This window comes from Mesorhizobium sp. M1B.F.Ca.ET.045.04.1.1 (genome assembly GCF_003952465.1).
GTDB lineage: Bacteria > Pseudomonadota > Alphaproteobacteria > Rhizobiales > Rhizobiaceae > Mesorhizobium > Mesorhizobium shonense.
The window spans coordinates 4,124,377-4,148,046 of sequence record NZ_CP034448.1 but is presented as its reverse complement, the minus strand read 5'-3'; the positions used below and the strand labels follow the sequence as shown (position 1 = coordinate 4,148,046).

The following is a 23,670-nucleotide window of genomic DNA, read 5'->3' as shown; positions in this document are numbered from 1 at the left end:
ATATATCGAAATCTCAACGCGACGAAAGAGGCTTTTCGATCGAATTTTCCCGGCCGGCTTAACAGGCTCTACACCATCCGACCTCACGCGACTTTAACTCCAATCCGATAGGGTCGACGCTCAGGGGAATGGGATCAGAGTCACCGATGTTTGTTGAACGCGAAGCCTCCGTTGGGGAACCGACCTCGCAGGAGCGCCGCAACATCCAACAAAACGACAAGCGCATTCTGGGCAACGTCGTGCAGTGCGACGGCGCGCGTGCCACCATCAGCGCCTATGCCGAGGATGCCGAAGGCACGGTCACCGGCCTGTGGACGGTCGGCAAGATGATCTCCATCAACCTTGGCGCGACGCGCACGGTTGGCCTTGTCTATGCGATCGGCAAGTCTGACCGTGCCTGGAGCAACGAGGGTCAGAACGCAATCGAGGTCAGCATCGAACTGATCGGCGAGGTGCGCGACGGTGCCGAGCCTGGCGCCAAGCCGGTCTTCGACCGCGGCATCACCACCTATCCGCATATCGGCGCCATTGCCCACCGCATCCGCAGCCGTGACCTGCAGGCTGTTTACGATCTCGCCGGCCGCCACTCGATCACCATCGGCACGCTGTCCCAGGACGAGGCGATCGATGCCAACATCGCCATCGACGACACGCTGGCGCGCCATTTCGCCATTGTCGGCACGACGGGCGTCGGCAAGTCCACGGCAGTCTCGCTGCTTTTGCGCAAATCGATCGAGGCGCGGCCGGATCTGCGCGTGCTGATCCTCGATCCCCACAACGAGTTTGCGGCCTCGCTTCCGGAATATTGCGTGAAGGTCGATTCCAAGACGCTCGACCTGCCGTTCTGGATGTTCAGGCTGGACGAATTCGCCGAAGTTCTGTTTCGCGGACGCGAGACCGAGCCGGAGGAAGTCGACGTCCTGCGCGACCTCATCCCAGCCGCCAAGAACCTCTACCGCAACCCTAGTTCCGGCAGCTACATCAGGCGCGGCAGCGACGCGCTGACGGCGGACACGCCGGTGCCTTACCGCATCGCCGATCTCCTCAAGCAGATCGACGAGCGCATGGGTCTCCTGGAAAGCAAGAACGACCGGCCGACCCTGAAGTCGCTGAGGACGCGCATCGAATCAGCTGCCTCCGACCCGCGCTACCGCTTCATGTTCAATTCGCGGCTGATCGAGGACACCATCCACGAGACGATCGGCAACATCTTCCGCGTGCCGAACCACGGGCGTCCGGTAACCTGTTTCGAGATGGCGGGCATGCCGTCAGAGGTCGTCAACTCCGTCTGCTCGGTGCTGGCGCGCCTCGCCTTCGATCTTGCCCTATGGAGCGAGGGCCGGCTGCGGCTGCTCCTGCTCTGCGAGGAGGCGCATCGCTACATGCCGGCCGATCCGCGGCTCGGCTTCGCGCCGACCAGGCACGCTTTGTCGCGCATCGCCAAGGAAGGCCGCAAATATGGCTGCTATCTCGGCGTCGTCACCCAGCGTCCGGGCGAGCTCGATCCGACCATCCTGTCGCAATGCTCGACCTTCTTCGCCATGCGGCTCGCCAACGAGCAGGACCAGGCGATCATCCGCTCGGCGATCGCCGATTCCTCGGCCTCGACGCTGGCCTTCCTGTCTTCGATGGGCCAGCGCGAGGCGATCGCCTTCGGTGAAGGCGTGGCGACGACCATGCGGCTCAAATTCGAGAAGCTGTCGCGTGAATTCATCCCGGGAACGGCCAAGCGCGAGCAGACCATGCCCGCGGAAGCCGGCGACGATGTCGACCTCGCCGGCATCGTCGAGCGGCTGCGCAACGTGCCGAAACCGCAGCAGGCCATGGCTTTCGCCGAGGTGGTCGACACCGGTCGCCAGGCCGGTGATCCCGACTACCGCAAGCCGCCCACGCCCCGCGTGCAGCCGGACGACGATTTCGACCTGCGCTACGGCCTGAAGCCCTCGACCTTTGGCATGCGCCAGCAGAACGACTGATCGGGCAACGGCGCAGGCACTGCCAAATTCCAAAAGAGAATTCATCAGGCTGAGCCGGATGGTGCCGTTTGCGAGAACCGGAGCGGACATTCAGTCCGTGAGCACCGGAAGCGCAGCAAACGGTGGCATGCGGCCGGCCTCATGAATTCATCTTCGGAATTTTAGGCGCAGACGCGGTTGCGGCCTTGCTTCTTCGCCTCGTAGAGCTGGCGATCGGCGCGGCGATAGAAGTCCTCCGCGCTCTCCTTGCGGTCCCAGACGGCCAGGCCGACGCTGGTGGTCACCTTCAGCCGCACATTGCCCGACAGGATCGACATGCTGGCGATAGCCTTGCGGATGCGCTCGGCGAACCGGGCGAGCAGCTCCGCGTCCATGTTGGGGGTGACCACGGCAAACTCCTCGCCGCCAAGCCGCGCCACCACGTCGTGATAGCGTGTCATGCCCCGCACGCATTGTGCGACGGCCCGCAGGACCTCATCACCGACATCGTGTCCATGTGTATCGTTGACCTGCTTGAAATGATCGAGGTCGAGGATCATCAGCCCCACCGGCTTGTCGATGCGGCCGAACTCGTCGAGATACTCCCGCAGCGCATCGTCGAAGTAGCGACGGTTCTGCATGCCGGTCAGGCCGTCGGTGAGAGCCGCCTGCTCGAGCGTTTGCGAGCGGGCGCTCAGCGAAACCGTCATGGCGCGCAGCTTGCCCTCTTCCCTCACCTGGCCGCGGATCAGCGGGTAGATGAAGAAGGTCCCGAAGAACAAGGCGGCGGCGAGCAGCGCACCGGTCAGGAATAGCAATTTGTTGAGATAGATGATCCTTTGGAGTCGCGACGCGGTGTCGAGGTCGGTCGCGATGTCCTGCAATTGGCCATAGGCGTGGAAGGTCACCAGGCCCGCGGCCAGGATCACGAAAATGAAGACAAAGAATGCGGATTCCGCCTTGTGAAAACGCATAACTCCCCGCGGGACCACGACCCATTGTCGTTATGGCATGCCCGGCCTTACGGACGGTTAACCCGGACAACCGTGGCGAGAAGCTGCGTTCACGATTCCAAGCCTCTGATTGAGATCGCGATCTACCGGTCCGGAGTTGCCGGTTCCTCGCCGGGGCGGAGCCTTTGCCACTCCGGTCCCAGTTGGTGCCTGAACCATGTCGCCTGACGCTTGGCATATTGGCGCGTGGCGACCTTGGCGCGCTCGATCGCTTCGGGGAAGCTCATTTGTCCGGCCAACGCGGCCTGCAGCTCCCGAACCCCGATCGCTTTCATCGCCGGCAGGTCCGGAGCGAGGTCAAGCGCCATCAATTGCCTGACCTCGTCCAGTGCGCCCTTGTCGAGCATCTGGTCGAACCGCGCCTCGATGCGCGCGACGAGTTCGCCGCGATCCGGCTCGATCACCAGGAAGCGCGCACTGCCGCGATCGATCAGCGGTTGGCCGCGCGCTGCCTGCCAATCAAGGATCGACCGTCCCGACGCGTCGAGCACCTCGAGCGCCCGCACGATGCGTTGGCTGTCGGTCGGCCTGAGCTGCATGGCGACAGCCGAATCCTCGCGCATCAGAATGCGATGCAGCCGTTCGGCCCCTTGTTCCTTGAGCTCATAGCGCCAGCGCTCGCGCACCGACGGCGGAATGTCGGGCATCTCCGAGATGCCTTCGGCTAAAGCGCGAAAATAGAGCCCCGTGCCGCCGACGAAGACGACCGGCCGCCCCGACAAAACACCTTCCGCAATAAGCCCGGTGACGTCGCGCAGCCAGGCGCCGGTGGAGTAGGCTGTCGAAGGATGCACATGGCCGTAGAGGAAATGCGGCACGCGCGCCATTTCCGCCGCACTTGGGCGCGCCGTCAGCACGTCGAGCACCGAATAGCCCTGCATGGAATCGGTGTTGACGATCACGCCGCCTTTGCGTTCGGCAAGATCGAGCGCCAGCGCCGACTTGCCGCTGGCCGTCGGCCCGGCTATCAGGATCGCGTTCTTCACGCGGCCCTCGCCCGCCTGTCTGCCGGAATTTTCGATGCCGCTGATCGCCACGCTTGTATCCCGTCCCGAAGACCGAAGAGTGTCGGCCTCGCTTGCGAATATGGCCTCGCGGGCGGCCGGCGCAAGCTCCGTTCATTGGCTAGCCGAAGGCGTTGCCTGCGATCTGGTTTTGCCGGAGACGCGCGACGTCGGCGTATTGACGGCCGATCTCCGCGCGGCATTGGCCTCCGAGCCGATCGATATCATCGTTCAACCGGCCGAAGGCAGGAGGAAGAAGATCCTGCTTGCCGACATGGATTCGACGATGATCGACCAGGAATGCATCGACGAGCTTGCCGACGAGATCGGCGTCAAGGAGCACGTCGCGGCCATCACGGCGCGATCGATGAATGGCGAGATCGCCTTCGAGCCTGCCTTGCGCGAGCGCGTCGCCTTGCTGAAGGGCCTCGACACGGCGGTGGTCGACCGCATCATTGCCGGCCGCATAACGCTGGCCGCCGGCGGCCGCGCGCTGGTGCGGACCATGCGCGCCAACGGCGCCTGGACCGCGCTCATCTCCGGCGGCTTCGACGTCTTCACCAGCCGCATCGCCGCGCTGCTCGGCTTCCAGGAAAACCGCGCCAACCGGCTGATCGAGGAAGATGGCCGATTCACCGGCACGGTGGCCGAACCGATCCTCGGCCGCGCCGCCAAGGCGGAGGCGCTGCTCGATATTGCGGCAAGGCTTGGCCTGGCGACGGCCGACGCGATCGCCGTCGGCGACGGCGCCAACGACCTCGACATGATCCGCCTTGCCGGCACCGGCGTCGCACTTCACGCCAAGCCGATCGTGGCGGAACAGGCAGGGTTCCGCATCGATCATGGCGACCTGACCGCGCTGCTTTATCTCCAGGGCTACCTGAGAGAGGAGTTCGTGCAGTGAAGCCGATCCGCACCGAGCGCCTCATCCTGCGCAACTGGGAAGAACGCGACCGCCCTCTCTTCCATCGCATCAACTCCGACGAGCGCGTTATGGAGTTCTTTCCGTTCCGTCGCGACCGCGCTACCGCCGACGCCATGATGGATGAGTTCCGGTCCTGGATCGCCGAGGATGGCTACGGCTTCGCCGCGGCCGAGATTGCAGAAACCGGCGAATGCATCGGCTTCATCGGATTGCTCGAAACGGAGGACATCGACACCCTCCCGGCCGGCACGATCGAGATCGGCTGGCGGCTGGCGCCGGAATTCTGGGGCAATGGCTATGTCACCGAGGCTGCCGAAGCCTGGCTCGACTACGGGTTCGAAACGCTTGGGCTGGACGAGATCGTCTCCTTCGCCGTCGCCGAGAACCATCGCTCCATCGCGGTCATGAAGCGGCTCGGCATGCGCGCCGATGCGGGCGCCAACTTCGATCATCCCGCCGTGCCGGACAGCCACCCTCATCTGAAGCGACATGTCCTCTACCGGCTGTCGCGCGAAGATTGGCAGGCGCGACGGCGCTGATCAGCGCCTCTCGGAAGGCCGCTCGTCGCCTGCCTGCGGCGGGCCGGCTGCGACCCGATCAGGAATTCTTGCAAAATCCTCACCGGATGCGTCCCGCGCCCGCTGGCGCAGGAAATCAGCCGCGGTCTCCATGGCGCCGACCTTTTGAGCCACTGCCGGACTCAGTCCATCCGGATCGTCACGAAGCGCAACTCGCCGCTCTTCGAGGCCAGCATCAGCAGCGCGTTCTTGCGACCCTGCTCCTTCAGCGCGCCGATCCGGTCCATGACGTCCTTCGGTGTGCCGACCGATTCCTGCGCGATCTCGGTGATCACCTCGCCCGGCTGGATGCCGCGCTCGGAGGCGGCCGAATCCTTGGCTACATCGGTGATGACCACGCCCGACACATCGGCTGCGATGCCGAACTTCTGCCGGGTCTGGTCGTTGAGCTCACCGACGGTCATGCCGAGCACGGAGGCCGTGGACACCGGAGGCGCCTTGTCGCCTTTGTCCTGATCGGTATTGCCGTTTTCGCCGCTGGCAAGCTTCTCGCCGTCCTCGAGCCGGCCGAGCGTCACCTTCACCGTCTGTTCGACGCCCTTGCGTACGATCACGACGTCGACTGCCTTGCCGACCGGGCTTTCGGCGACGACGCGCGGCAGGTCGCGCATTTCGTGAATGTCCTTGCCATCGAACTTGATGATGACGTCGCCGGCCTGCACCGAACCGTTGTCGACCGGACCGCCCTTGATGACGCCGGCCACCAGCGCGCCCTTGGCGGTCGCCATACCGAGGCTCTCGGCGATGTCGTCCGTCACCGGCTGGATGCGCACGCCAAGCCAGCCGCGCCTTGTCTCGCCGAATTGGCGAAGCTGGTCGACGACGCCCGCCGCAAGCTGCGCCGGGATGGAGAAGCCGATGCCGATCGAGCCGCCCGACGGCGAGATGATCGCCGTGTTGATGCCGATGACCTCGCCGTCGCTGTTGAACAGCGGGCCGCCGGAATTACCGCGATTGATGGCGGCGTCGGTCTGGATGAAGTCGTCATAGGGGCCGGAGTTGATGTCGCGGTTGCGCGCCGAGATAATGCCGACCGTCACCGTGCCGCCGAGGCCGAACGGGTTGCCGATCGCCATCACCCAGTCGCCGACGCGCATCTTGGTCGAATCGCCGAACTTCACGGCCGTGAGCTTGTGGCCCTTTGGATCGACCTTCAGCACCGCGACGTCGGTCTTGGTGTCGGTGCCGATAAGCGTCGCCTTCAGCGTCGCGCCGTCGGAAAAGTTCACCTCGATATCGTCGGCGTCGGCGATGACGTGGTTGTTGGTCACCACGATGCCCTGGTCGGCGTCGATGACGAAGCCGGAGCCCAGCGATTGCACCTTCTGCCCGCCGCCGCCCTTGTCACCGCCGCGGTTCTTGAAGAAGTCGTCGAAAAAGTCCTGGAAGGGCGAGCCTTCGGGAAGCTGCGGCATCGGCACCGCGCCTGGCCCTTCCGTGCCTTTCACCGTCTGCGAGGTCGAGATGTTGACCACCGCGCCGAGCAGGCGGTCGGCGAGATCGGCGACGGAAGGCGGTCCGTCGGATGCGATCGTCGGCGTGACGAAGGACGGGACGGCAATCATGCCGACGACGAATGCGGTGGCGCCGGCGAAAAACGTGCGCCGTGCCGCGCGCAACAGGGTGTCGGATATCATCGTGGCCTCCCGGCGTTTCTAGAAAAGGAAAAGCGCTTCCGCAAAAGCGCCTGCCCAATCCATGTTGGCAAGAAATAAGGCACGTTTGCGGCTATAGCTATCGGCAAAACATAAATCGTCAATCGCCTCGGCACCAAGGAATTTCATCAGCCGCGGACCAGCCAGACGATGCCGACGCCGATGGCGATTGCAACCAATCCGCCGATCCGCAGCACATTTTCGGGCGTCGACAGCACTTCCGTCGCGAGTTTCCGGGCCAGAGCGGGAAACCCGCCATAGACCAGGCCCTCGATGACGAGGACCAGGCCGATTGCCGCGAGAAAATCCTGCACCGCCCTACTGGGCGGTGCTGGGTTGCGTCGCAGGCGCGGCAGGTGCCGTCGCAGGCGCGGCAGGTGCCGTCGCCGGGGCGGCTGGCGCCGACTGTTGCGCAGCCGGTTGCCCAGGCACGGGCTTGCTGTCCGGATCGCGGAAGTAGCGGAAGAACTCGGACTCCGGCGACAGCACCATGGTCGTTCCGGTGTTGTCCAACGCCGTGCCGTAAGCATTCATCGAGCGATAGAAATCGAAGAAGGCGGGGTCCCGCTTGTAGGCGTCAGCGAAGGTGGCGCTGCGCTGCGCCTCGCCTTCACCGCGAAGGATTTCCGATTCTTTCTGCGCCTCGGCGATGATCTCGACGACCTCGCGGTCAGCCCTGGCCCTGATGCGCTGCGCCGCCTCGTTGCCGCGCGCCCTCAGCCGCTCGGCTTCCGCCAGGCGTTCGGCCTTCATGCGGTCGTAGGTCTGCTGCGACACTTCCGCCGTCAGGTCCGTCCGGCGGATGCGCACATCCTCGATGTCGAGACCGAGCGATGTCGCATCCGGACGCAGCTGGTCGCGCACCTCGCGCATCATGACGCCGCGTTCTTCGGAAAGCGCCGCCTCGAAGTCGCGCAGACCGTAGACGCGGCGGAGCGCTGCATCGAGGCGCGTCTTCAGCCGGGCTTCGGCGAGTTCCACCTGGCCCGACACGGCCGCGCGGAAGGTCCGCGGATCCGAAATGCGATAGGCGATGAAGGCGTCGACCTCGTAGAACTTGCCGCCGGAGACCTGGACGCGGATGTTGTCGAGGTCGAAGCGCATCACTTTTTTCTCGATCGTCTGAACGCTGTCGGCATCGAAGAAGGCGAATGGCGCTTTGAAGTAGATGCCCGGCTCGGTCTTGACGTCGATGATCTCGCCGAATCTCAGCACGATGGCCTGCTCGCCCGCCTTGACGACGAACACCGACGAATAGAGCAGGAACAGAAGCACAGCCGCGATGACGGCGACGATGGGAAGACGATTGGCCATCACTGGTTACCTCCCAGCGCCGGCGCCGGCGGCGCCTTCGGCTGCAGTGCCGGCAGCGGCAGATAGGCAAGCACGCCCTGCCCGTCTCCTTGCTCGACGACGACCTTGTTCGAGTCCTTCAGGATTCTCTCCATCGTTTCCAGGTAAAGGCGCTTGCGCGTCACGTCGGGCGCCTTGGCGTATTCGTTGTAGACGGAGATGAAGCGCTGCGCCTCGCCTTCCGCCTCCTGCACGACACGGTTCTTGTAGGCGGCCGCGTCCTCGCGGACCTGGGCCGCCTCGCCACGCGCCTGGCCGAGCTTCTGGTTGGAATATTGGTTGGCCTGCTCGACGAACTTGTCCTCGTCCTGCTCGGCCCGCTGCACCTCGTCGAAGGCGTCGGCTACCTCGCGCGGCGGCGCTGCGTCCTCGATGGAGATCGCATTGACTTGCAGGCCGGTCTTGTAGCCGTCGAGCGTGTTCTGGACGATCTCACGCACCGAAGTGGCGATACCCTGGCGATCGTCGCGGAAAATATCCTGCGCCGGGCGCCGGCCGACGACTTCGCGCATGGCGCTTTCGGCTACCTGCGTCAGCATGCCGTCGGGATCGGAGACATCGAACAGGTAGGCCCTTGGATCGGAAACCTGATAGGCGACCGAGAACTGCACATTGACGATGTTCTGGTCGCCGGAGAGCATCAGCCCGGAGCCGCTGCTCGCTCCGCCACCGATGCTGACGAGTTGCTCGGAGATCTTGGCCGTCTCGACCGTTTCGATCGGCCACCAGTGGAAATGCAGGCCGGGTTGCGAAAGCTCCGCTTTCGGCTGGCCGAAGCGCAGTTCGACCGCAACTTCGTCAGGCTGCACGGTGTAGATTGCCTTGAAGGCCCAAAGCACGACGAGCGCCAGCGCGATCAGCCCTAAAACAGCTGGACTGGCGCCGCCGCCTCCCGGAAGAGCACGCCGCAACCTGTCCTGGCCGCGGCGGATGATGTCTTCGAGGTCGGGAGGCGAACCCTGCGGGCCACTCGGCCCTCTCGGTCCCTGCCCCCAGGGTCCCTGATTGCCGCCGCCGCCCCATGGGCCGCCGCCACCGCTCTTGTCGTTCCAGGGCATGAATGTCCTTTCGCTTCGGTTCCCTCGGGCCTTGCGGCGCAATCCTAGCGCATGACCCCGAAAACCGATATCGGTTTTCGGAAAGGAATCACGCGCCAAATCAAAGTTTTACAGCAGCCTTTTGCGGGTCCGGTTGGACACGCGGCGCTGTAATATGTCGTTCTTCTATAGGGACGCCGTGACGCGCTTTCAACGCGGTCTGCCGCCCGCGCCGTCCGATTTGGGCCGGCAGCGACCCTTTGTCGTCGTCACCGACCGTCGCGCCGTCGCCCGTAGACGGTGTAACGCGTCGCGTGGCTGTCCTTTTCGCCTGCCGGGAAATCCTCGGATCGGACGATCCGCCAGATAGCCGGATCGATCGGCGGGAAATGAGCGTCGCCATCGACTTTGGCCAGCACGTGGGTGACATGGAGGCGGTCGGCAAGTGGCAGGGCCTGGGCGTAGATCTCGCCGCCGCCGACCACGCAGACCTCCTCGGCGCCCGTCATGCAGCGGCCGCGTACCCTGGCCAGCGTGATCGCTTCGTCGAGCGAATGCGCCACCTCGATGCCGTCGGCGCGCCAGGTCTTGTCTCGCGTCACCACGATGTTCAGCCTGCCGGGCAGCGGCCGGGCGATGCCCTCATAGGTCTTGCGGCCCATGATGATCGGCTTGCCCATCGTGTCGGCCTTGAAGCGCTTGAGATCGCTGGAAAGCCGCCAAGGCAGTCCGCCTTCGCGTCCGATCACGCCGTTCTCGGCAATAGCAACGTAGATCGCGATGTCCATCAGCCGCCGTTCCCGCCATTGTCCGACGGCTCGAGCAGCAGGATGTCGATGTCGTGCTCGGGATAAAAATCCTTGGCCGTCGTCTCGAACGTCGTCGGGCCGACCTTGCGGACATTGTCGCCGCAGAAGGAAACCAGGTTTTTGGGGCTGCCCTTGTCGATGGTGAGCTTGAAATTGCCGATATTGCCCGATGCCCAGTTGCCGCCCGTGGTCAGGATATAAGCGATGCGGCTTTCGAAATATTTCGGATAACCGTCGGGATTTTCCTTCGCTGCCTTGCGCACTGCGTTCTCGAACGCGCCGTCCATGCAGTAGCGGGTCTTGTAGGTGCCGTACTGCCCCTGGAACTTGCCTTCATAATAGAAGCTGACCGAGGACGTGCCGCCGACGCTCGGCTTGTAGCGGTGCGAGACATGGACGGCCTTGTTGGCCGGGAAGGTCGAGCGCCACCAATAGGTCGAGCGCAATTGCCAGAACGGCGCGTAGGCGGTTTGCATGCCCGACCCGTCATCGGCAGTATCCTCGATGACGATGCCTCGGTTTTCCCAATCATCAGCGACGGCCTTGGGCAGCTTCGCCAGCGCCGCCTTGGCGGCATCGCCGAACGGATAGAGCGGCACGTTCTGCGCCTTGAGGTCGGCGGTGATGTCGATGCCGAGCGCGAACGCCTTTTGTTCGAGTTGCGGCTTCGCGTCGGCGCCGTCGATCGTCACCTCGAAGCCGAGGAAATTGTCGCTTTGCGCTTCCGGGATCGCCGGCATCTCGTTCGGGTCGCCTTCGATGTCCGGCATCGGAAACGCAACGATGGCGCTGACGTCCTTGTCCGTGTTGTTGCGGAAGACGTAGTCGACCGTCACTTTCTGTGGCGAGATGAAAAGGTCCTCGCTTTCCATGGCGACGGCATCGCTGCGCGACAGGATCAGCCCGCCGGTGCCGAGTTCGGCAACGGAGTCGTTGGCAAGGGCCGGCGCGGCCAGCAATGCCAACGCTGTGGTTAGGAAAGTGCGGAGCATGGATCCCCCTTTCGACGGCAATACCGGGACCATCCGGATGCGCTTCCATCTAGAGCAATTCCAGGAGAAGCAGGTAACGGTTTTCCGTCCGAAATTACCTAAAACAGATAGCTAGAGCAGTTCAGCGTTTCTACCAACCGCTGAACTGCTCTAGCCGTTTCAATGTAGTGTTTCAAAGCCCTCTGCGTTCGCACTCAGCTGCCTGCGCTGTCTGGACACCGGCCGCCCGATCAGGCAGGAGATCGCCTTATGCGCAAGCTTCTCGTCATCGGCATCGGCGCCGGCAATCCGGAACACATGACCGTGCAGGCCATCAACGGCCTGAACCGGGCCGACGTGCTGTTCATTCCCGACAAGGGCGTGAGCAAGAACGAACTCGCGGAACTCCGCCGGCAGATTTGCGACCGCTTCGTCACCAATCCGAAATCGCGCCGGGTCGAATTCGATGTGCCGGTGCGGGCCGAGCCGACATCGTCCTATCGGGTGACCGTCGACGACTGGCACGAGGCGATCGCCGAGATCTATGAGGGGCTGATCCGCGACGAGCTCGTAGAGGACAGCTGCGGCGCCTTTCTGATCTGGGGCGACCCTTCGCTTTATGATAGTGCGCTGCGCATCCTCGAGCGCGTGCGCCAACGGGGCAATGTCGGTTTCGAACTGGAGGTTATCCCGGGCATCACCGCCATCCAGGCGCTTGCCGCGAGCCACGCCAGCGCGCTCAACCGCATCGGCGATTCGATCCTCGTCACCACCGGCCGCCGCCTCACCGAGGAAGGCCTGCCGACAAATGCCGGCTCCACGGTGGTCATGCTCGACGGCAAATGCGCCTTCAACACGCTGGCCGACAAGGATGTCTTCATCCAGTGGGGCGCCTATCTCGGCACGTCGGACGAGATCATCGTGTCCGGACGCCTTGGCGATGTCGGCGCCGAAATCGAGAAGATCCGTGAGGAAGCCCGGCGGAAAAAGGGCTGGATCATGGATACCTATCTGCTGAGGAAGCCAGGGGAATAGGCAGTAGGGGCGATCGGGAGCCGTCGATTTGGTGCGCGTCGAGCAACTCTAGGACATCACTGCCTACTGCCTAATCCCTATCCAGCGTCGATCTCCGCCTGCAAAGCCTCCATATGGACCGCGGCTGCCGAAGCGGCTGCGCGCTCTATCGCCCTGAACCGGCTGACCACAGCAAGGCCTACCGCGGTCAATTGCGCGCCGCCACCTTTCCTGCCGCCGGTCTGCGCTGCGACCAGCGGCTTGCCGAACACCCGGTTCATGTCCTCGACGAGATCCCAGGCATGCTTGTAGGACATCTCCATGCCGCGTGCCGCGGCCGAGATCGAGCCGAAGGCAGCGATCTGCTCGAGGAGCTCGATCTTGCCGGGACCTATACGCCCCTCGGGGTCGAGATTTATCCTCAGGCTCAGCGATGGCATCTCTTGTCCTTTGCAGTCACGCAGACTAACCCTTTTGCAGCCAAATCGCTATTCCAATTGAACATAGCGGTATACTCTTCGTCATCCATCGGCCTCGGCCGGCAACCCTGGACCGGTCGTCGTAGCGTCGAAGCTGACCGTCTTGATGACCGCGAAGACCTTGCGGCCGAGCGCGAGGCGCAGGCTTTGTTTCGACTGCTCGGTAATGCGCGCCAGCACGGTCGCGCCATTGCAATCGATGGCGATTTCCACCGTGGGCCCTATGCCCGGCCTGACCGCGGCGATCGTCCCCGCCAGTATGTTGAGCGCGCTCAGGCCCGCCGGCTGCTCGGTCGCGATCATCACGTCACGGGCCCGGATGCGGAGCCGCACTGGAGCTCCCGCCGGCCGAGCAATGCGCGGTATGCGGATCTCTCCGGCCGGCGAGCCGAGCACCGTCATGCCGAAAGCCTCGTCGTGACGCAGCACCCTGGTGTCGAGCACCGCGCCGCCCTCGCCGCGCTCCTCCGCCGGCAAGAGATCCAGCCGCTGCATGATCGCATCGGTCTGACCGAAGGCCGCGACCTTGCCCTGCGACAGCACCACCACGTCGCTCGCCAGCCGCGCCACCTCGGCGATCGAATGGCTGACATAGACGATTGGGATCTTCGTTTCGTCGCGCAGCCGCTCGATATAGGGCAGGATCTCGGCCTTGCGCGCCTCGTCGAGCGAGGCGAGCGGCTCGTCCATCAGCAAGAGTTTGGGGCTGGCAAGCAGGGCACGGCCGATCGCCACGCGCTGCTTTTCGCCGCCTGACAGTTTCGCCGGGCGCCGGTCGAGCAGGTGGCCGATGCCGAGCAGGTCGACCACCGCATCCATATCGGCGTAGCGCTCGGAAGACGGCGTGAACCAGCGGCCATAGCGCAGGTTGCCGGCAACGCTCATATGCGGGAAGAGCCGAGCATCCTGGAAAACCATGCCGATCCGCCGCTTATGCATCGGCACGAAGATGCCGGCGGCGGTGTCGACCAGCACGCGGCCATCGACGGCGATGCGCCCCTTCTGCGGCCGGATCAGCCCCGCGATCAGATTGATCAGCGTCGACTTGCCGGAACCCGACGGCCCGAACAGCGCCGTCAGCCGGCCGGCGCTCTCGAAATTCGCTTCGATGGCGAAATCGCCTAGTCGATGGCTGATGTCGACCACGATCGTCATTCGATGTCCATCCGCCGACCGACCCTTCTCGCCAGCACTTCCGAAGCGATCAGCGCGACCATCGAGATGACGACCGAGATCAGCGTCAGCCTGAGCGCGCCCTCGTCGCCGCCCGGCACCTGGGTGAAGGTGTAGATCGCCGAGGGCAACGTCTGCGTCTCGTTGGGGATGTTGGAGACGAAGGTGATCGTGGCGCCGAACTCGCCCATCGCCTTGGCGAAGGAAAGGATCGCGCCTGCAATCAGGCCGGGCAGGATCAGCGGCAGCGTGATGGTGGCGAACACCCAAACCCGATTGGCGCCGAGCGTGCCGGCTGCGGCTTCCATCTTGCGATCGACCGCTTCGATCGACAGCCTTATTGCCCGCACCATCAGCGGAAAACCCATGACGCCGCAGGCGAGCGCGGCGCCTGTCCAGCGGAACGAAAAGACGATGCCGAAATGCTCTGCAAGGAAGGCGCCGGCCGGCCCGCGCCGACCGAAGGTGAGCAAGAGCAGATAGCCGGTCACCACCGGCGGCAGGATCAGCGGCAGATGCACCAGCCCGTTGAGCAGGGTCTTGCCCCAGAAACGGCCGCGCGCCAGAAGCAGCGCGATCAGGATGCCAGGCGGCAAGCTCACGAGCATCGCCACCGTCGCCACCTTGATCGACAGCCGGACCGCATTCCATTCGTCGGGAGTGAGGTCCAGCAGCCAGTTCATATGCGGTCTAAGGTCTTTCTCAGTTGCTCGGCGCGAGCACCGTAAAACCCTGTTCCTTGAAGAGCGCCGCAACCTTGGCCGACTCGACGCACTTCAGGAAGGCAGCCGTATCCTTGTCCTTCGAATCCGCCGTCTGGGCAATCGGGTAGATGATCGGCGGGTGCGAATCCTCGGGGAAGGTGCCGACAACCTTCACGCCCTTTTCGGCATGCGCATCGGTGGCGTAGACGACGCCGAGCGCGGCCTCGCCCGTCGACACCAGCTTGAGCGCGGCGCGGACGTTCTCGGCCTGCGCGACCTTGCCTTCGACGGAGGACCAGACGCCCAGCGATTCCAGCGCCGCCTTGCCGTATTTGCCGGCCGGCACCGCCTTGACATCGCCGATGGCGAGCCTGCCGTCGCCGATGAGCTTGGCGAGGTCGAAGCCTTTTTCGACCTTGGTCTCGACCGTTGAATCCTTCGGCGCAACCAGTACGATCTGGTTGCCGAGCAGCTTCACTTCGGTATCGGGCTTGGTCAGCTTCTTGTCGGAGAGATATTTCATCCAGTCGAGATCGGCCGAGACGAAGACATCCGCCGGCGCACCGCCCTCGATCTGCTTGGCCAGCGCCGAGCTTGCCGCATAGGAGATGGTCGCCGCTTCGCCGACTTCGGGTTCGCAGGCCTTGTTGACCGCATCGAGCGCATCCTTGAGGCTCGCCGCCGCGAACACGATCACCTTGTCGTCGGCATGAGCCGCCGGCATTGCCGCCATCAACAGCGCCGCCAGCCCGCCAACGGCGACCGCCTTCAACCCAAAGCCCTTGCCGGCCATGAAACCTCTCGCTGCTCGAAAATCCGTTCGGCTCAAAGCCCTGAGCCGATATATCCGGATGAACATAACAAGGAAAGGCCTTTTACCTTCGGCGGCATCATATGGCAGGGTCTTCCCGGCCTACGATGGAGCCAGCTCGATACAGCGAAGCCTAGGATATGAAGACCCAGCGCCCGCAAACCGCAAGGGCAAGGACTGCGATCGGTTCCGAAAGTCCAAACGCAGCGCCCGGTGTGTTGAGATTCAGGTCAGGCAGAGCCGAAAATGGTGGATTTCGAGAACCGGCCTACGCCGGCCGTAGCCTTCATAGAGCGGAGACACTTATGAGGGCTTCGGCCGGCGAAGGCCGGAGCTGAGCGTACTTAAAGTACGTGAGCACCGGCCTACGCCGGCCGTAGCCTTAGCTGCGCGGCGGCTCACAAGTGCTTCGGCCGGCGAAGGCCGGAAGCGCAGGAAGCCGCCATTTGCAGGCCTGCCTTACCTGAATATCAACACACCTTAGACGGCGATCGGCGCCTTGATGCTCGCGTCCGCAAAATAGTTCTCGAGGCGGAAATCGTCGAAACGGAAGGCAAAAAGATCCTTCACATCCGGGTTGATCCACATCGTCGGCAGCGGCTTCGGCGTGCGTCGCATCTGCTCGCGCGCCTGCTCGAAATGGTTCGAGTAGAGATGCGCGTCGCCGAGCGTGTGGATGAAGTCGCCCGGCTTCAGCCCAGTCACCTGCGCGACCATCATGGTCAGCAGGGCGTAGGATGCGATGTTGAACGGCACGCCGAGGAAGATATCGCCGGAGCGCTGGTAGAGCTGGCAGGAGAGCCGGCCTTCCGAGACGTAGAACTGGAACAGGCAGTGGCAGGGCGGCAACGCCATCGCCTCCACTTCGGCCGGGTTCCAGACCGAGACGATCAGCCGGCGCGAATTAGGATTCTTGCGTATCTCCTTGAGAAGACCCGCGATCTGGTCGATCTCGCCGCCATGCCCGTCCGGCCACGAGCGCCATTGCTTGCCGTAGACGGGGCCGAGATCGCCATTCTCGTCGGCCCACTCGTCCCAGATGGTGACGCCGTTGTCGTTGAGATATTTGATGTTGGTGTCGCCGGCCAGAAACCACAGAAGCTCGTGGATGATCGACTTCAGATGCAGCTTCTTGGTGGTGGTGACGGGGAAACCGCGCGAAAGGTCGAAGCGCATCTGGTAACCGAACACCGAGCGCGTGCCGGTGCCGGTGCGATCGCCGCGATCGGCGCCGTTTTCCAGTACGTGCTTCAACAGGTCGAGATATTGGCGCATCGGCTCCGCTCGATTCGGGTGACAGGTGATCATAGCCGACTGGCCGTCGGTCGAATACTGTCACAGATGTGAATCGTGCGCCAGAAAGTCCAGGGCGCCGGCACGATGTCGTGCCGGCTGCCGACGGCTATGCCTCAGAGCGCGCCGAGTTTGCCCAGATCCTTCGCCACCAGATAGTAGAAGGTCACGCGGCTCTTGGTGTTGTCTGCGGCCATCGCCTTGCAGACTTTCTGGATCGAGGCGTCGGCCTTGGCGGCATCGGCGATGCCGAGCTTCTTGGCCGCCCAGTTCTCCCGGACGCGCTCAAGCTCCTTCGGGTCCGTGCAGGACACCAGCGAGGAATCGCGGTTCCTGAGCGCGATGCCCAGATGCTTGACGATCTTCTCGACCGCGTCGGCGCTGGCGCCGGCATCGTATTTCTTCACATCCGCAAGATAGTCGGCCATCAAACTTCCCCTCGTCGGCGCCACGGATCCGAACGATGAGGCTTGTGGCGCGCCGCGCAACCTATGCGCCAGGTCCGAGATTCCTCACCGCCGGCGAGCTTCGATTGAGTAAGCGCGCAAGTCAACCCTCGGCTGTTGAGTTTGGCGCCGGGGACAAGTGCCGGTTTGGCCTTTCATTTTTCATGATCGCTCCCTATATTCGCTTCGTCGGCTTGACCGACTATGGCGATAAACAGGCGATGAAATAAGCCGTTCGGACCCGGGGGCGGTACCCGGCGCCTCCACCAAAAACCGCTCTGGACCACGGAGCGGCTTTTGCTGGGGGCGAAATAGGATCGACGAAGGTGTAAAGATCGTACTTTTGCCCGGCATTGTACCACCGTCATCGGGCTAAACTTATAGTTGCCAACGACAACTATGCGGAAGCTCGTCTCGCTGCTTAATGCAGTGCGAACGCTTCAAATCAAGCCCTAGAGGTTCGCACTTCTAGGCGGGGTTCGGAGGTACCTGGCAACAGAAACCTCCACCTTCCCCCCTCTTTTTCTCCTTTCCAAATCAACTGAACGGCCAAGGCTCGTCCGGCGTGCGGGCCGTTCCGTCTTGCCGTTCATCATCCATGGGCAAGTTCATGCAAAACGATTTCGATCGCTTCATCGTGCTGACTGGCGGTCCCGGCTCGGGCAAGACCACGCTTATCGAGGCACTGAAGGCGGCAGGCTTCGCGACAGCGCCCGAGGCGGGGCGCGACATCATCCGGGACCAGGTGGCGATCGGCGGCGCTGCCCTCCCCTGGCAGGACCGGACGCTTTTTGCCGATCTGATGCTGTCCTGGGAGCTACGCTCCTGGCATGCGGCGCATGCCGAGCCAGGTCCAGTCTTCTTCGATCGCGGCGCGCCCGACACGATCGGCTATCTCAGGCTCTGCGGCCTGCCGGTGCCGGATCATGTCACAAGCGCGGCGGAGAAATTCCGCTATGCGCGCCGCGTCTTCATCGCGCCGCCTTGGCCGGAAATTTTTGCGCAGGACGAAGAGAGGAAACAGACACTCGATGAGGCCGAGCGCACCTTTCAATCGGTTACGAGCGTCTATGCCGAACTCGGCTACGAGTTGGTGCCCTTGCCGCTTGCGCCGGTCGAGGAGCGGCTGCGCTTCGTCCTCGATACAGCCGGCTTGACGCAGGCATGAAAAAGGCCGGGGCAAGCCCGGCCTTTTCCGATCTTTTGTGAGTTGCTTACTCGGCAGGCGCTTCGACCGCTTCCCGCGCGCGGCCGAGCGTAAGCTTGGCCAGCGAGAACGAAATCACCGCGCAAAGCGTGATGCCGGCCACCATCGGCAGCGGCGTGCCGTCGAAGAAGATGCCGGCGACGCCCATCGCCAGCGCGCCGATCGCAAAGTGCAGAGTGCCCATCAGCGCCGAGGCCGTGCCGGCGATCTCGCCATGCTCTTCCATGGCCAGCACCGACGTGGTCGGGATGACCAGGCCGAGGAAGCCGTAGCCGACGAAGAGCAGCGCCGCCATCACGTCGAGCCGGTCGACGCCCGACGCCATGATCGCGAACAGCGCCACCATAACCGTGGCGTAGCCGGTCACCGCCACCCAGACGACACGCTTCAACCCAAACCGGTCGGCCAGCATCCCGGTCAGCTGCGACATACCGATGAAGGCGACCGCGTTGATCGAGAAGAACACGCTGTAGACCGACGGCGACAGGCCGTAATGGTCGATCAGGATGAAGGACGAGCTCGACAGATAGACGAAGAAGCTCGCAATACCGAAGCCGGCGATCGCCGTCAGGCCGAGGAAGTTGCGATCGCCCATCAGGTAGCGGTAGCCGGCCAGCGCCGTGCCGAAGGACGAGCTGGCGCGCTCCTCCACCGACCGCGTCTCCTTCAGCGAGGTGGCGAGCAGGATGGTGGCTAAAGCCGCGGCGCCCGTCACCGTCCAGAACACGGCGCGCCAGCCAAAACTCTCGATGATCTGGCTGCCGGTGAGCGGCGCAAGGATCGGCGACACCGAGAACACCAGCATCAGAAGCGACATCAGCTTGGCGGCCTCGTTGCCGGTGTGCAGATCGCGCACGATGGCGCGCGGCACCGCCATGCCGGCGCTGGCGCCGAGCCCCTGCAGGAAGCGGAAGGCGATCAGCCACTCGATGTTGGGCGCCATCGCCGAGCCGACGCCGCCGACCATGAACAGCGCGAGGCCGGCATAAAGCGGTAGCTTGCGCCCGACCATATCGGAGATCGGGCCGACGACGATCTGGCCGAAACCCATCGACAGGAAGAAGATCAACAGGCTCATCTGCACGGCAGCTGTACCAGCGTGCAGATCCTCACCGATCGAGGGCAGCGCGGGAAGATACATATCGATGGCGAAAGGGCCGATTGCGGACAACAAGCCGAGCACGACCGCGATGCGGAGGAATTTGGGACTCATGATAGGGCTTCTTTCGGATCTGGTTGCCGCCGTGGTCCGGCGTCTACCCAAGGACGTTCCATCCCGCGGAAATCCGACATCTGAGAGCGAATGCATTCGTCTCTTAAGCGCGAATTCAATCGTCTCTAGAGCGAATTATTGGTCCTCCAGGGAGCGGACTTCCCTATGTTGTGTCCACAAATTTAGACAGGCTTGTCCAATTCGTCAATCACAGCTATATAGTTTTTTATGAAGCCCGGCGTTTCTCCTGACATTTTCCCGCCACGCAGCCACGAGGCCAAGCGCATATCGGTAGTCGAGGCTGCCGCTTCGGTTTTCTGCCGGGAGGGTTATGCCGGCGCCAACATCGACCTGATCGCGGCCGAGGCCGGCGTTTCACGCCAGACCGTCTACAATCACCACGGCGACAAGGAAAAGCTCTTCATGGCCGTCGTGCGCGACCTGACGGAGCGCTGCAATGCCGGCATTTTCGCCACCATCGCCACCTTCCCCGACCAGCCCGCCGACCTTGAATCCGATCTTGTCGCTTTTGCCGTGCGGATGAACCGCAACTGCATCTGCAACCGCGACGGCCGCTTCCTGCGCAAGCTGATCCAGGCCGAAGGCGAGCGCTATCCGGAGCTTTTCGCCGAGTGGCGCGAACAGGGCCCCGGCCGCACCTGGTCGGCGCTTGCCGCCCGCTTCGCGCGGCTTGCCTATGCCGGGCACCTGTCGATCGACGATCCGGACGTGGCGGCGCGCCAGTTCTTCGCTCTCGTCAATGCCGAGCTTCAAATCACCTTCATGCTCGGCGGCATGCCTACCGAGGAGGAGGTCCTGCGCTCGGCCACCAACGGCGTGCGCACCTTCCTCCGCGCCTTCGGCTCGCGCAAAGCCGCATCCGTCAAGTCGGCCGCCCTCGCCCACGCCTGAGCAATCAAATCGCCGCCACCCCCTCTTGGCCTCAGCGTTAGGCGCCTATATGCGGTTTACGCCGCGCTCAAGCTTGATTACAGCTATGCGGACGATTCAACGGAACCCGACCGTCACATGGCCGACGACCACATCCGCTACGACATTCTGGCCCAGGAGGCATTGCGCGGCGTCATGCGCAAGGTCCTGGCCGAAGTCGCGCGCACCGGCCTTCCGGGCAACCACCATTTCTTCATCACCTTCCTGACCGGCGCGCCGGGCGTGCGCATTTCCTCGCGGCTGCGCGAGCGTTATCCCGAGCAGATGACGATCGTCATCCAGTTCCAGTACTGGGACCTGAAGGTCACGGATGCCGGTTTCGAGGTGGGGCTCTCCTTCTCCGACGTGCCTGAAAAGCTCGAGATCCCCTTCTCCGCCGTGCGCGGTTTCTACGATCCTTCGGTGAATTTCGAACTCGAATTCGACGTCAAGGCGGAAGGCGCGGCGGAGGACGACGATGCCGCGCCGGCGCCGGAGCCGATTGCCGTCGTGGCCGAAAAGAAACCGGAATCGAAGAAAAAGTCCCCTGAGGCCGAGAAGAAGCCGGCTGTCGCCGACAGTGGCGGCAAGAGCGCCGACGTCGTTTCGCTCGACGCCTTCCGCAAGAAGTGAGCCGGGAAAATGGGCGAGGTCGTCAATCTCCGCCAGGCCCGCAAGCAGAAAGCGCGCATCGAGAAGGAACGCCTGGCCGGCGAGAACCGGGCATTGCACGGTCGTTCCAAGGTCGAACGCGAGCGTGACCGGCTGACGTCCGATAGGACCGAAAAATTCATGGACGGCCATCGCCGCGAAAAGCCCGGCGATCCGGACCGGCACTGAGCGCCTCCGATGGCCGCGGTCGAAAAACGCTCGGTCACGATCCGAGGCCACCGCACCAGCTTTTCCCTGGAGCAACCCTTCTACGACGATTTGCTCGCGATCGCGGCGGAGCGCTCGGTGTCGCTCGCGGCTCTCGTCGCCGAGATCGACGAGACGCGGACCCGTGATGCCAACCTGTCCTCCGCGCTGAGACTTTACGTGTTGGCCTGGGCAAAGCGCAGCGGCAAATCGTCTTGAGTTGCCTCAGACGGGGTCGCCGATGCCTTGCTCAGCTTTCCGCCTGGCTCCGAAGCTGAGCAAGGCGGCACGGTCGCGTTCCTCCGCCTGCTTTTTCGACCGCACCCGCATCAGGTCTTTCCAGCCGACATAGCCGACGAGCCGCGCATCCTCGCGTGAGACGACAGGCAGATGCGAGACGTTGGCGGTGAGCAGCTTGTCGGACAGTCCTTCCAGATATTCGTCAGGATAGGCGAGCGTGACCTTGCTGCCGGCGAGCAGCTCGCCAAGCGTCGTCTTGCGGTGCTTGCCGGCGCGGCGCCAGCGCAGGATCGCTGGCGGATCGATGACGCCGAGCACATGGCCCTCCTCGGTCACGACTGGAAAGCTCGGATGCCGTGTCTCCGGCGCGGTGAGGAAGGTTGCAGCGCCATGCAGCGTCATTGCCGCAGGCACGCTTTCGACCTTGGTCGTCATCACTTCGCGCACCCTGGTCAGCGCGAAGGGATCAACGCGGTATTCGCGAACGAGGTGATGGCCGCGCCGCGCCACCTTTTCAGTCAGGATCGAGCGCTTCATCAACAGCACGGTGACCGCATGGGCGGTGGCGCAAGCCGCGATCAGCGGCACCAGCATATGGGTGTTGCCGGTGAGCTCCACCGCGAAGAAGGTCGCGGTCAGCGGCGCGCGCATGGTGCCGCCCATGGTCGCAGCCATCGCCAGCAGCGGCCAGAAGCCCGGCGTCGCTTCCGGCAGGATGCCGGCCAGCACCGCCCCCATCGCGCCGCCCATGATCAAGAGCGGCGCCAGCACACCGCCCGACGTTCCCGAACCCAGCGCCACCGACCAGACAATGGCTTTCACCACCAGCAGCGTAAGCGCCGCAGCCGCGACGACGCGGCCATCGAGCATATTGGCGATGTTATCGTAGCCGACGCCGAGCGCCTGCGGCTCGATGAGGCCGCCTATGCCGACCACAAGGCCGCCGATCATCGGCCACCACATCCAGTGTATCGGCAGCTTCTGGAAAGCGTCCTCGCAGGCGTAGACCAATTGCGTCAGCAGACCCGAAAGCAGGCCGGAGGCAATGCCGACCAGCACCCAGCCGCCCAATCCGGCGACCGATGCCTCCATGCTGCCCGAAAACGGAAAAATCGGACCCGGTAGGTGCAGCAAAGTGCGTTCGACTTCCGCAATGATCGCAGCGACGGCGACCGGGATGAAGCTGCGCGGCGTCCATTCGAACAGCAGCAGTTCGACGGCAAGCATGATTGCCGCGATCGGCGTGCCGAACACGGTCGTCATGCCGGCCGCGGCACCCGCCACCAGCAGCGTCTTGCGCTCGTTGTCGCTGACCGGCAGCATCTGCGCGATCAGCGAGCCGATCGCGCCGCCGGTCATGATGATCGGGCCTTCGGCGCCGAACGGCCCGCCCGAACCGATCGAGATCGCCGACGACAATGGCTTCAGCACCGCCACCTTGGCGTCGAGCCGCGAGCGGCCGAGAAGGATCGCCTCGATGGCCTCAGGAATGCCGTGGCCGCGGATCTTTTCGCTGCCGAAGCGGGCCATCAGGCCGATGATCAGCGCGCCGATCACCGGCACGATCACCGCGGCAAGCCCAAGCGGCGTGTCCTCGAGCCTCAGCTCGGCCAGCGTGAACTGGCCGAAATAGGCGATGTTGGTGGCAAGCCGGATGAGCTTCAACAACACGATGCCGGCAAACAGCCCGGCGGTCGCGACCACCACCGCGATGGCCGCGATGACGAGCACCCTGGGATCGGTGGTGAAGTCGCGGAGATGGCCGTTTCCGGCATGGGCGGATTTCATTGTGGAGCCTGGGCTTTCTGGCAGCGCGGTGCCGTCCGGTTGTCGGGCGGCTACATATCGTACTGCGATATATTTCTTCAAGACCGTTTTCGACCGCTGCTCCGCGTCATTTTGGTCATGGATTGCGCTAACGCATGTCTCCCGAAAGTGGGGACCGGTTTCGGGACAAAGACATGCGTAAAATCAAAAAACCTAAGCGCACGGAGCGAATCTG

At 63.7% G+C, this 23,670-nt stretch carries 25 protein-coding genes and 1 other RNA gene; 10 read left to right on the top strand and 16 right to left on the bottom strand.

Features of this window, described 5'->3' with window-relative positions:
- The first annotated feature begins 146 nt into the window (after positions 1-146).
- A complete protein-coding gene (locus tag EJ071_RS20410) occupies positions 147-1,976 on the top strand; it encodes an ATP-binding protein (RefSeq protein ID WP_126099488.1) in 1,830 nt (609 codons plus the stop codon).
- A 161-nt stretch (positions 1,977-2,137) separates the two neighbouring features.
- On the opposite strand, the gene EJ071_RS20405 is transcribed toward EJ071_RS20410, so the two are convergent.
- Positions 2,138-2,929, bottom strand: a complete 792-nt coding sequence (locus EJ071_RS20405; RefSeq protein ID WP_126099487.1) for a GGDEF domain-containing protein — start codon at positions 2,927-2,929, stop codon at positions 2,138-2,140.
- Positions 2,930-3,051: 122 nt separating this feature from the next.
- Positions 3,052-3,999, bottom strand: coding sequence for a tRNA (adenosine(37)-N6)-dimethylallyltransferase MiaA (miaA, locus tag EJ071_RS20400; protein ID WP_126102652.1), 948 nt, complete (start codon positions 3,997-3,999; stop codon positions 3,052-3,054).
- Here miaA and serB point away from each other — a divergent pair.
- Positions 3,989-4,876, top strand: coding sequence for a phosphoserine phosphatase SerB (gene serB, locus EJ071_RS20395; protein WP_126099486.1), 888 nt, complete (start codon positions 3,989-3,991; stop codon positions 4,874-4,876). The two genes, miaA and serB, sit on opposite strands and share 11 nt — an antisense overlap.
- Complete coding sequence (locus EJ071_RS20390; protein ID WP_126099485.1) at positions 4,873-5,436, top strand: GNAT family N-acetyltransferase; 564 nt, start codon at positions 4,873-4,875, stop codon at positions 5,434-5,436. Before serB ends, EJ071_RS20390 begins: the two co-directional genes overlap by 4 nt.
- Positions 5,437-5,597: 161 nt before the next feature.
- Here EJ071_RS20390 and EJ071_RS20385 read toward each other — a convergent pair whose 3' ends face one another.
- The 6 genes from EJ071_RS20385 to EJ071_RS20360 form a co-directional block, all read right to left on the bottom strand.
- A complete protein-coding gene (locus EJ071_RS20385) occupies positions 5,598-7,112 on the bottom strand; it encodes a DegQ family serine endoprotease (protein WP_126099484.1) in 1,515 nt (504 codons plus the stop codon).
- Positions 7,113-7,258: 146 nt separating this feature from the next.
- Positions 7,259-7,444 carry a DUF2065 domain-containing protein gene (locus tag EJ071_RS20380; protein ID WP_126099483.1) on the bottom strand — a complete coding sequence of 62 codons (186 nt, stop codon included), beginning with the start codon at positions 7,442-7,444 and terminating at the stop codon, positions 7,259-7,261.
- A 4-nt stretch (positions 7,445-7,448) separates the two neighbouring features.
- Positions 7,449-8,444: a protease modulator HflC gene (locus tag EJ071_RS20375; protein ID WP_126099482.1), complete on the bottom strand. Its 996-nt coding sequence runs from the start codon at positions 8,442-8,444 to the stop codon at positions 7,449-7,451.
- Entirely contained in the window at positions 8,444-9,541 is a 1,098-nt protein-coding gene (gene hflK, locus EJ071_RS20370) for an FtsH protease activity modulator HflK (RefSeq protein ID WP_126099481.1), read from the bottom strand. Before hflK ends, EJ071_RS20375 begins: the two co-directional genes overlap by 1 nt.
- Positions 9,542-9,789: 248 nt before the next feature.
- Entirely contained in the window at positions 9,790-10,308 is a 519-nt protein-coding gene (locus tag EJ071_RS20365) for a dihydrofolate reductase (protein ID WP_126099480.1), read from the bottom strand.
- Positions 10,308-11,321 carry a DUF4424 domain-containing protein gene (locus EJ071_RS20360; protein ID WP_126099479.1) on the bottom strand — a complete coding sequence of 338 codons (1,014 nt, stop codon included), beginning with the start codon at positions 11,319-11,321 and terminating at the stop codon, positions 10,308-10,310. Before EJ071_RS20360 ends, EJ071_RS20365 begins: the two co-directional genes overlap by 1 nt.
- 249 nt (positions 11,322-11,570) lie before the next feature.
- Here EJ071_RS20360 and cobF point away from each other — a divergent pair, with 249 nt between their 5' ends.
- Complete coding sequence (gene cobF / locus EJ071_RS20355; RefSeq protein WP_126099478.1) at positions 11,571-12,335, top strand: precorrin-6A synthase (deacetylating); 765 nt, start codon at positions 11,571-11,573, stop codon at positions 12,333-12,335.
- 77 nt (positions 12,336-12,412) lie between these two features.
- Here the strand turns inward: cobF and EJ071_RS20350 are convergent, their stop codons facing one another.
- From EJ071_RS20350 to EJ071_RS20325, 6 genes are all read right to left on the bottom strand, one after another.
- Positions 12,413-12,754, bottom strand: coding sequence for a winged helix-turn-helix domain-containing protein (locus tag EJ071_RS20350; RefSeq protein ID WP_126099477.1), 342 nt, complete (start codon positions 12,752-12,754; stop codon positions 12,413-12,415).
- 81 nt (positions 12,755-12,835) lie between these two features.
- Positions 12,836-13,948 carry a molybdenum ABC transporter ATP-binding protein gene (modC, locus tag EJ071_RS20345; protein ID WP_126099476.1) on the bottom strand — a complete coding sequence of 371 codons (1,113 nt, stop codon included), beginning with the start codon at positions 13,946-13,948 and terminating at the stop codon, positions 12,836-12,838.
- Positions 13,945-14,649, bottom strand: coding sequence for a molybdate ABC transporter permease subunit (modB, locus tag EJ071_RS20340; RefSeq protein WP_126099475.1), 705 nt, complete (start codon positions 14,647-14,649; stop codon positions 13,945-13,947). Before modB ends, modC begins: the two co-directional genes overlap by 4 nt.
- A 19-nt stretch (positions 14,650-14,668) precedes the next feature.
- Positions 14,669-15,463 (bottom strand): molybdate ABC transporter substrate-binding protein, encoded by a 795-nt coding sequence (gene modA / locus EJ071_RS20335; RefSeq protein WP_126099474.1) that lies wholly within the window; start codon positions 15,461-15,463, stop codon positions 14,669-14,671.
- A gap of 498 nt (positions 15,464-15,961) precedes the next feature.
- Positions 15,962-16,756 (bottom strand): thymidylate synthase, encoded by a 795-nt coding sequence (locus EJ071_RS20330; protein ID WP_126099473.1) that lies wholly within the window; start codon positions 16,754-16,756, stop codon positions 15,962-15,964.
- 134 nt (positions 16,757-16,890) lie between these two features.
- A complete protein-coding gene (locus tag EJ071_RS20325) occupies positions 16,891-17,202 on the bottom strand; it encodes a DUF2853 family protein (protein ID WP_126099472.1) in 312 nt (103 codons plus the stop codon).
- A gap of 167 nt (positions 17,203-17,369) precedes the next feature.
- On the opposite strand from EJ071_RS20325, the gene ssrA reads away from it, so the two are divergent.
- Together ssrA and EJ071_RS20315 are read left to right on the top strand one after the other, a co-directional pair.
- Positions 17,370-17,730: a transfer-messenger RNA gene (ssrA, locus tag EJ071_RS20320) on the top strand.
- A gap of 100 nt (positions 17,731-17,830) precedes the next feature.
- Positions 17,831-18,388 (top strand): AAA family ATPase, encoded by a 558-nt coding sequence (locus tag EJ071_RS20315; protein WP_126099471.1) that lies wholly within the window; start codon positions 17,831-17,833, stop codon positions 18,386-18,388.
- A 46-nt stretch (positions 18,389-18,434) separates the two neighbouring features.
- Here the strand turns inward: EJ071_RS20315 and EJ071_RS20310 are convergent, their stop codons facing one another.
- Positions 18,435-19,640 (bottom strand): multidrug effflux MFS transporter, encoded by a 1,206-nt coding sequence (locus EJ071_RS20310; RefSeq protein ID WP_126099470.1) that lies wholly within the window; start codon positions 19,638-19,640, stop codon positions 18,435-18,437.
- A 228-nt stretch (positions 19,641-19,868) separates the two neighbouring features.
- Here EJ071_RS20310 and EJ071_RS20305 point away from each other — a divergent pair, with 228 nt between their 5' ends.
- The 4 genes from EJ071_RS20305 to EJ071_RS20290 all read left to right on the top strand — a co-directional run bounded on the left by EJ071_RS20305 (position 19,869) and on the right by EJ071_RS20290 (position 21,647).
- Positions 19,869-20,552: a TetR/AcrR family transcriptional regulator gene (locus EJ071_RS20305; RefSeq protein ID WP_126099469.1), complete on the top strand. Its 684-nt coding sequence runs from the start codon at positions 19,869-19,871 to the stop codon at positions 20,550-20,552.
- Between the two features lie 117 nt (positions 20,553-20,669).
- On the top strand, positions 20,670-21,203 hold the full coding sequence (locus tag EJ071_RS20300; protein WP_126099468.1) for an SspB family protein: 534 nt from the start codon (positions 20,670-20,672) through the stop codon (positions 21,201-21,203).
- Between the two features lie 9 nt (positions 21,204-21,212).
- Positions 21,213-21,410, top strand: coding sequence for a DUF4169 family protein (locus tag EJ071_RS20295; RefSeq protein ID WP_126099467.1), 198 nt, complete (start codon positions 21,213-21,215; stop codon positions 21,408-21,410).
- 9 nt (positions 21,411-21,419) lie between these two features.
- Positions 21,420-21,647, top strand: coding sequence for a ribbon-helix-helix domain-containing protein (locus EJ071_RS20290; RefSeq protein WP_126099466.1), 228 nt, complete (start codon positions 21,420-21,422; stop codon positions 21,645-21,647).
- 6 nt (positions 21,648-21,653) lie between these two features.
- Here EJ071_RS20290 and EJ071_RS20285 read toward each other — a convergent pair whose 3' ends face one another.
- Complete coding sequence (locus EJ071_RS20285; protein ID WP_126099465.1) at positions 21,654-23,456, bottom strand: chloride channel protein; 1,803 nt, start codon at positions 23,454-23,456, stop codon at positions 21,654-21,656.
- Positions 23,457-23,670: the final 214 nt, after the last annotated feature.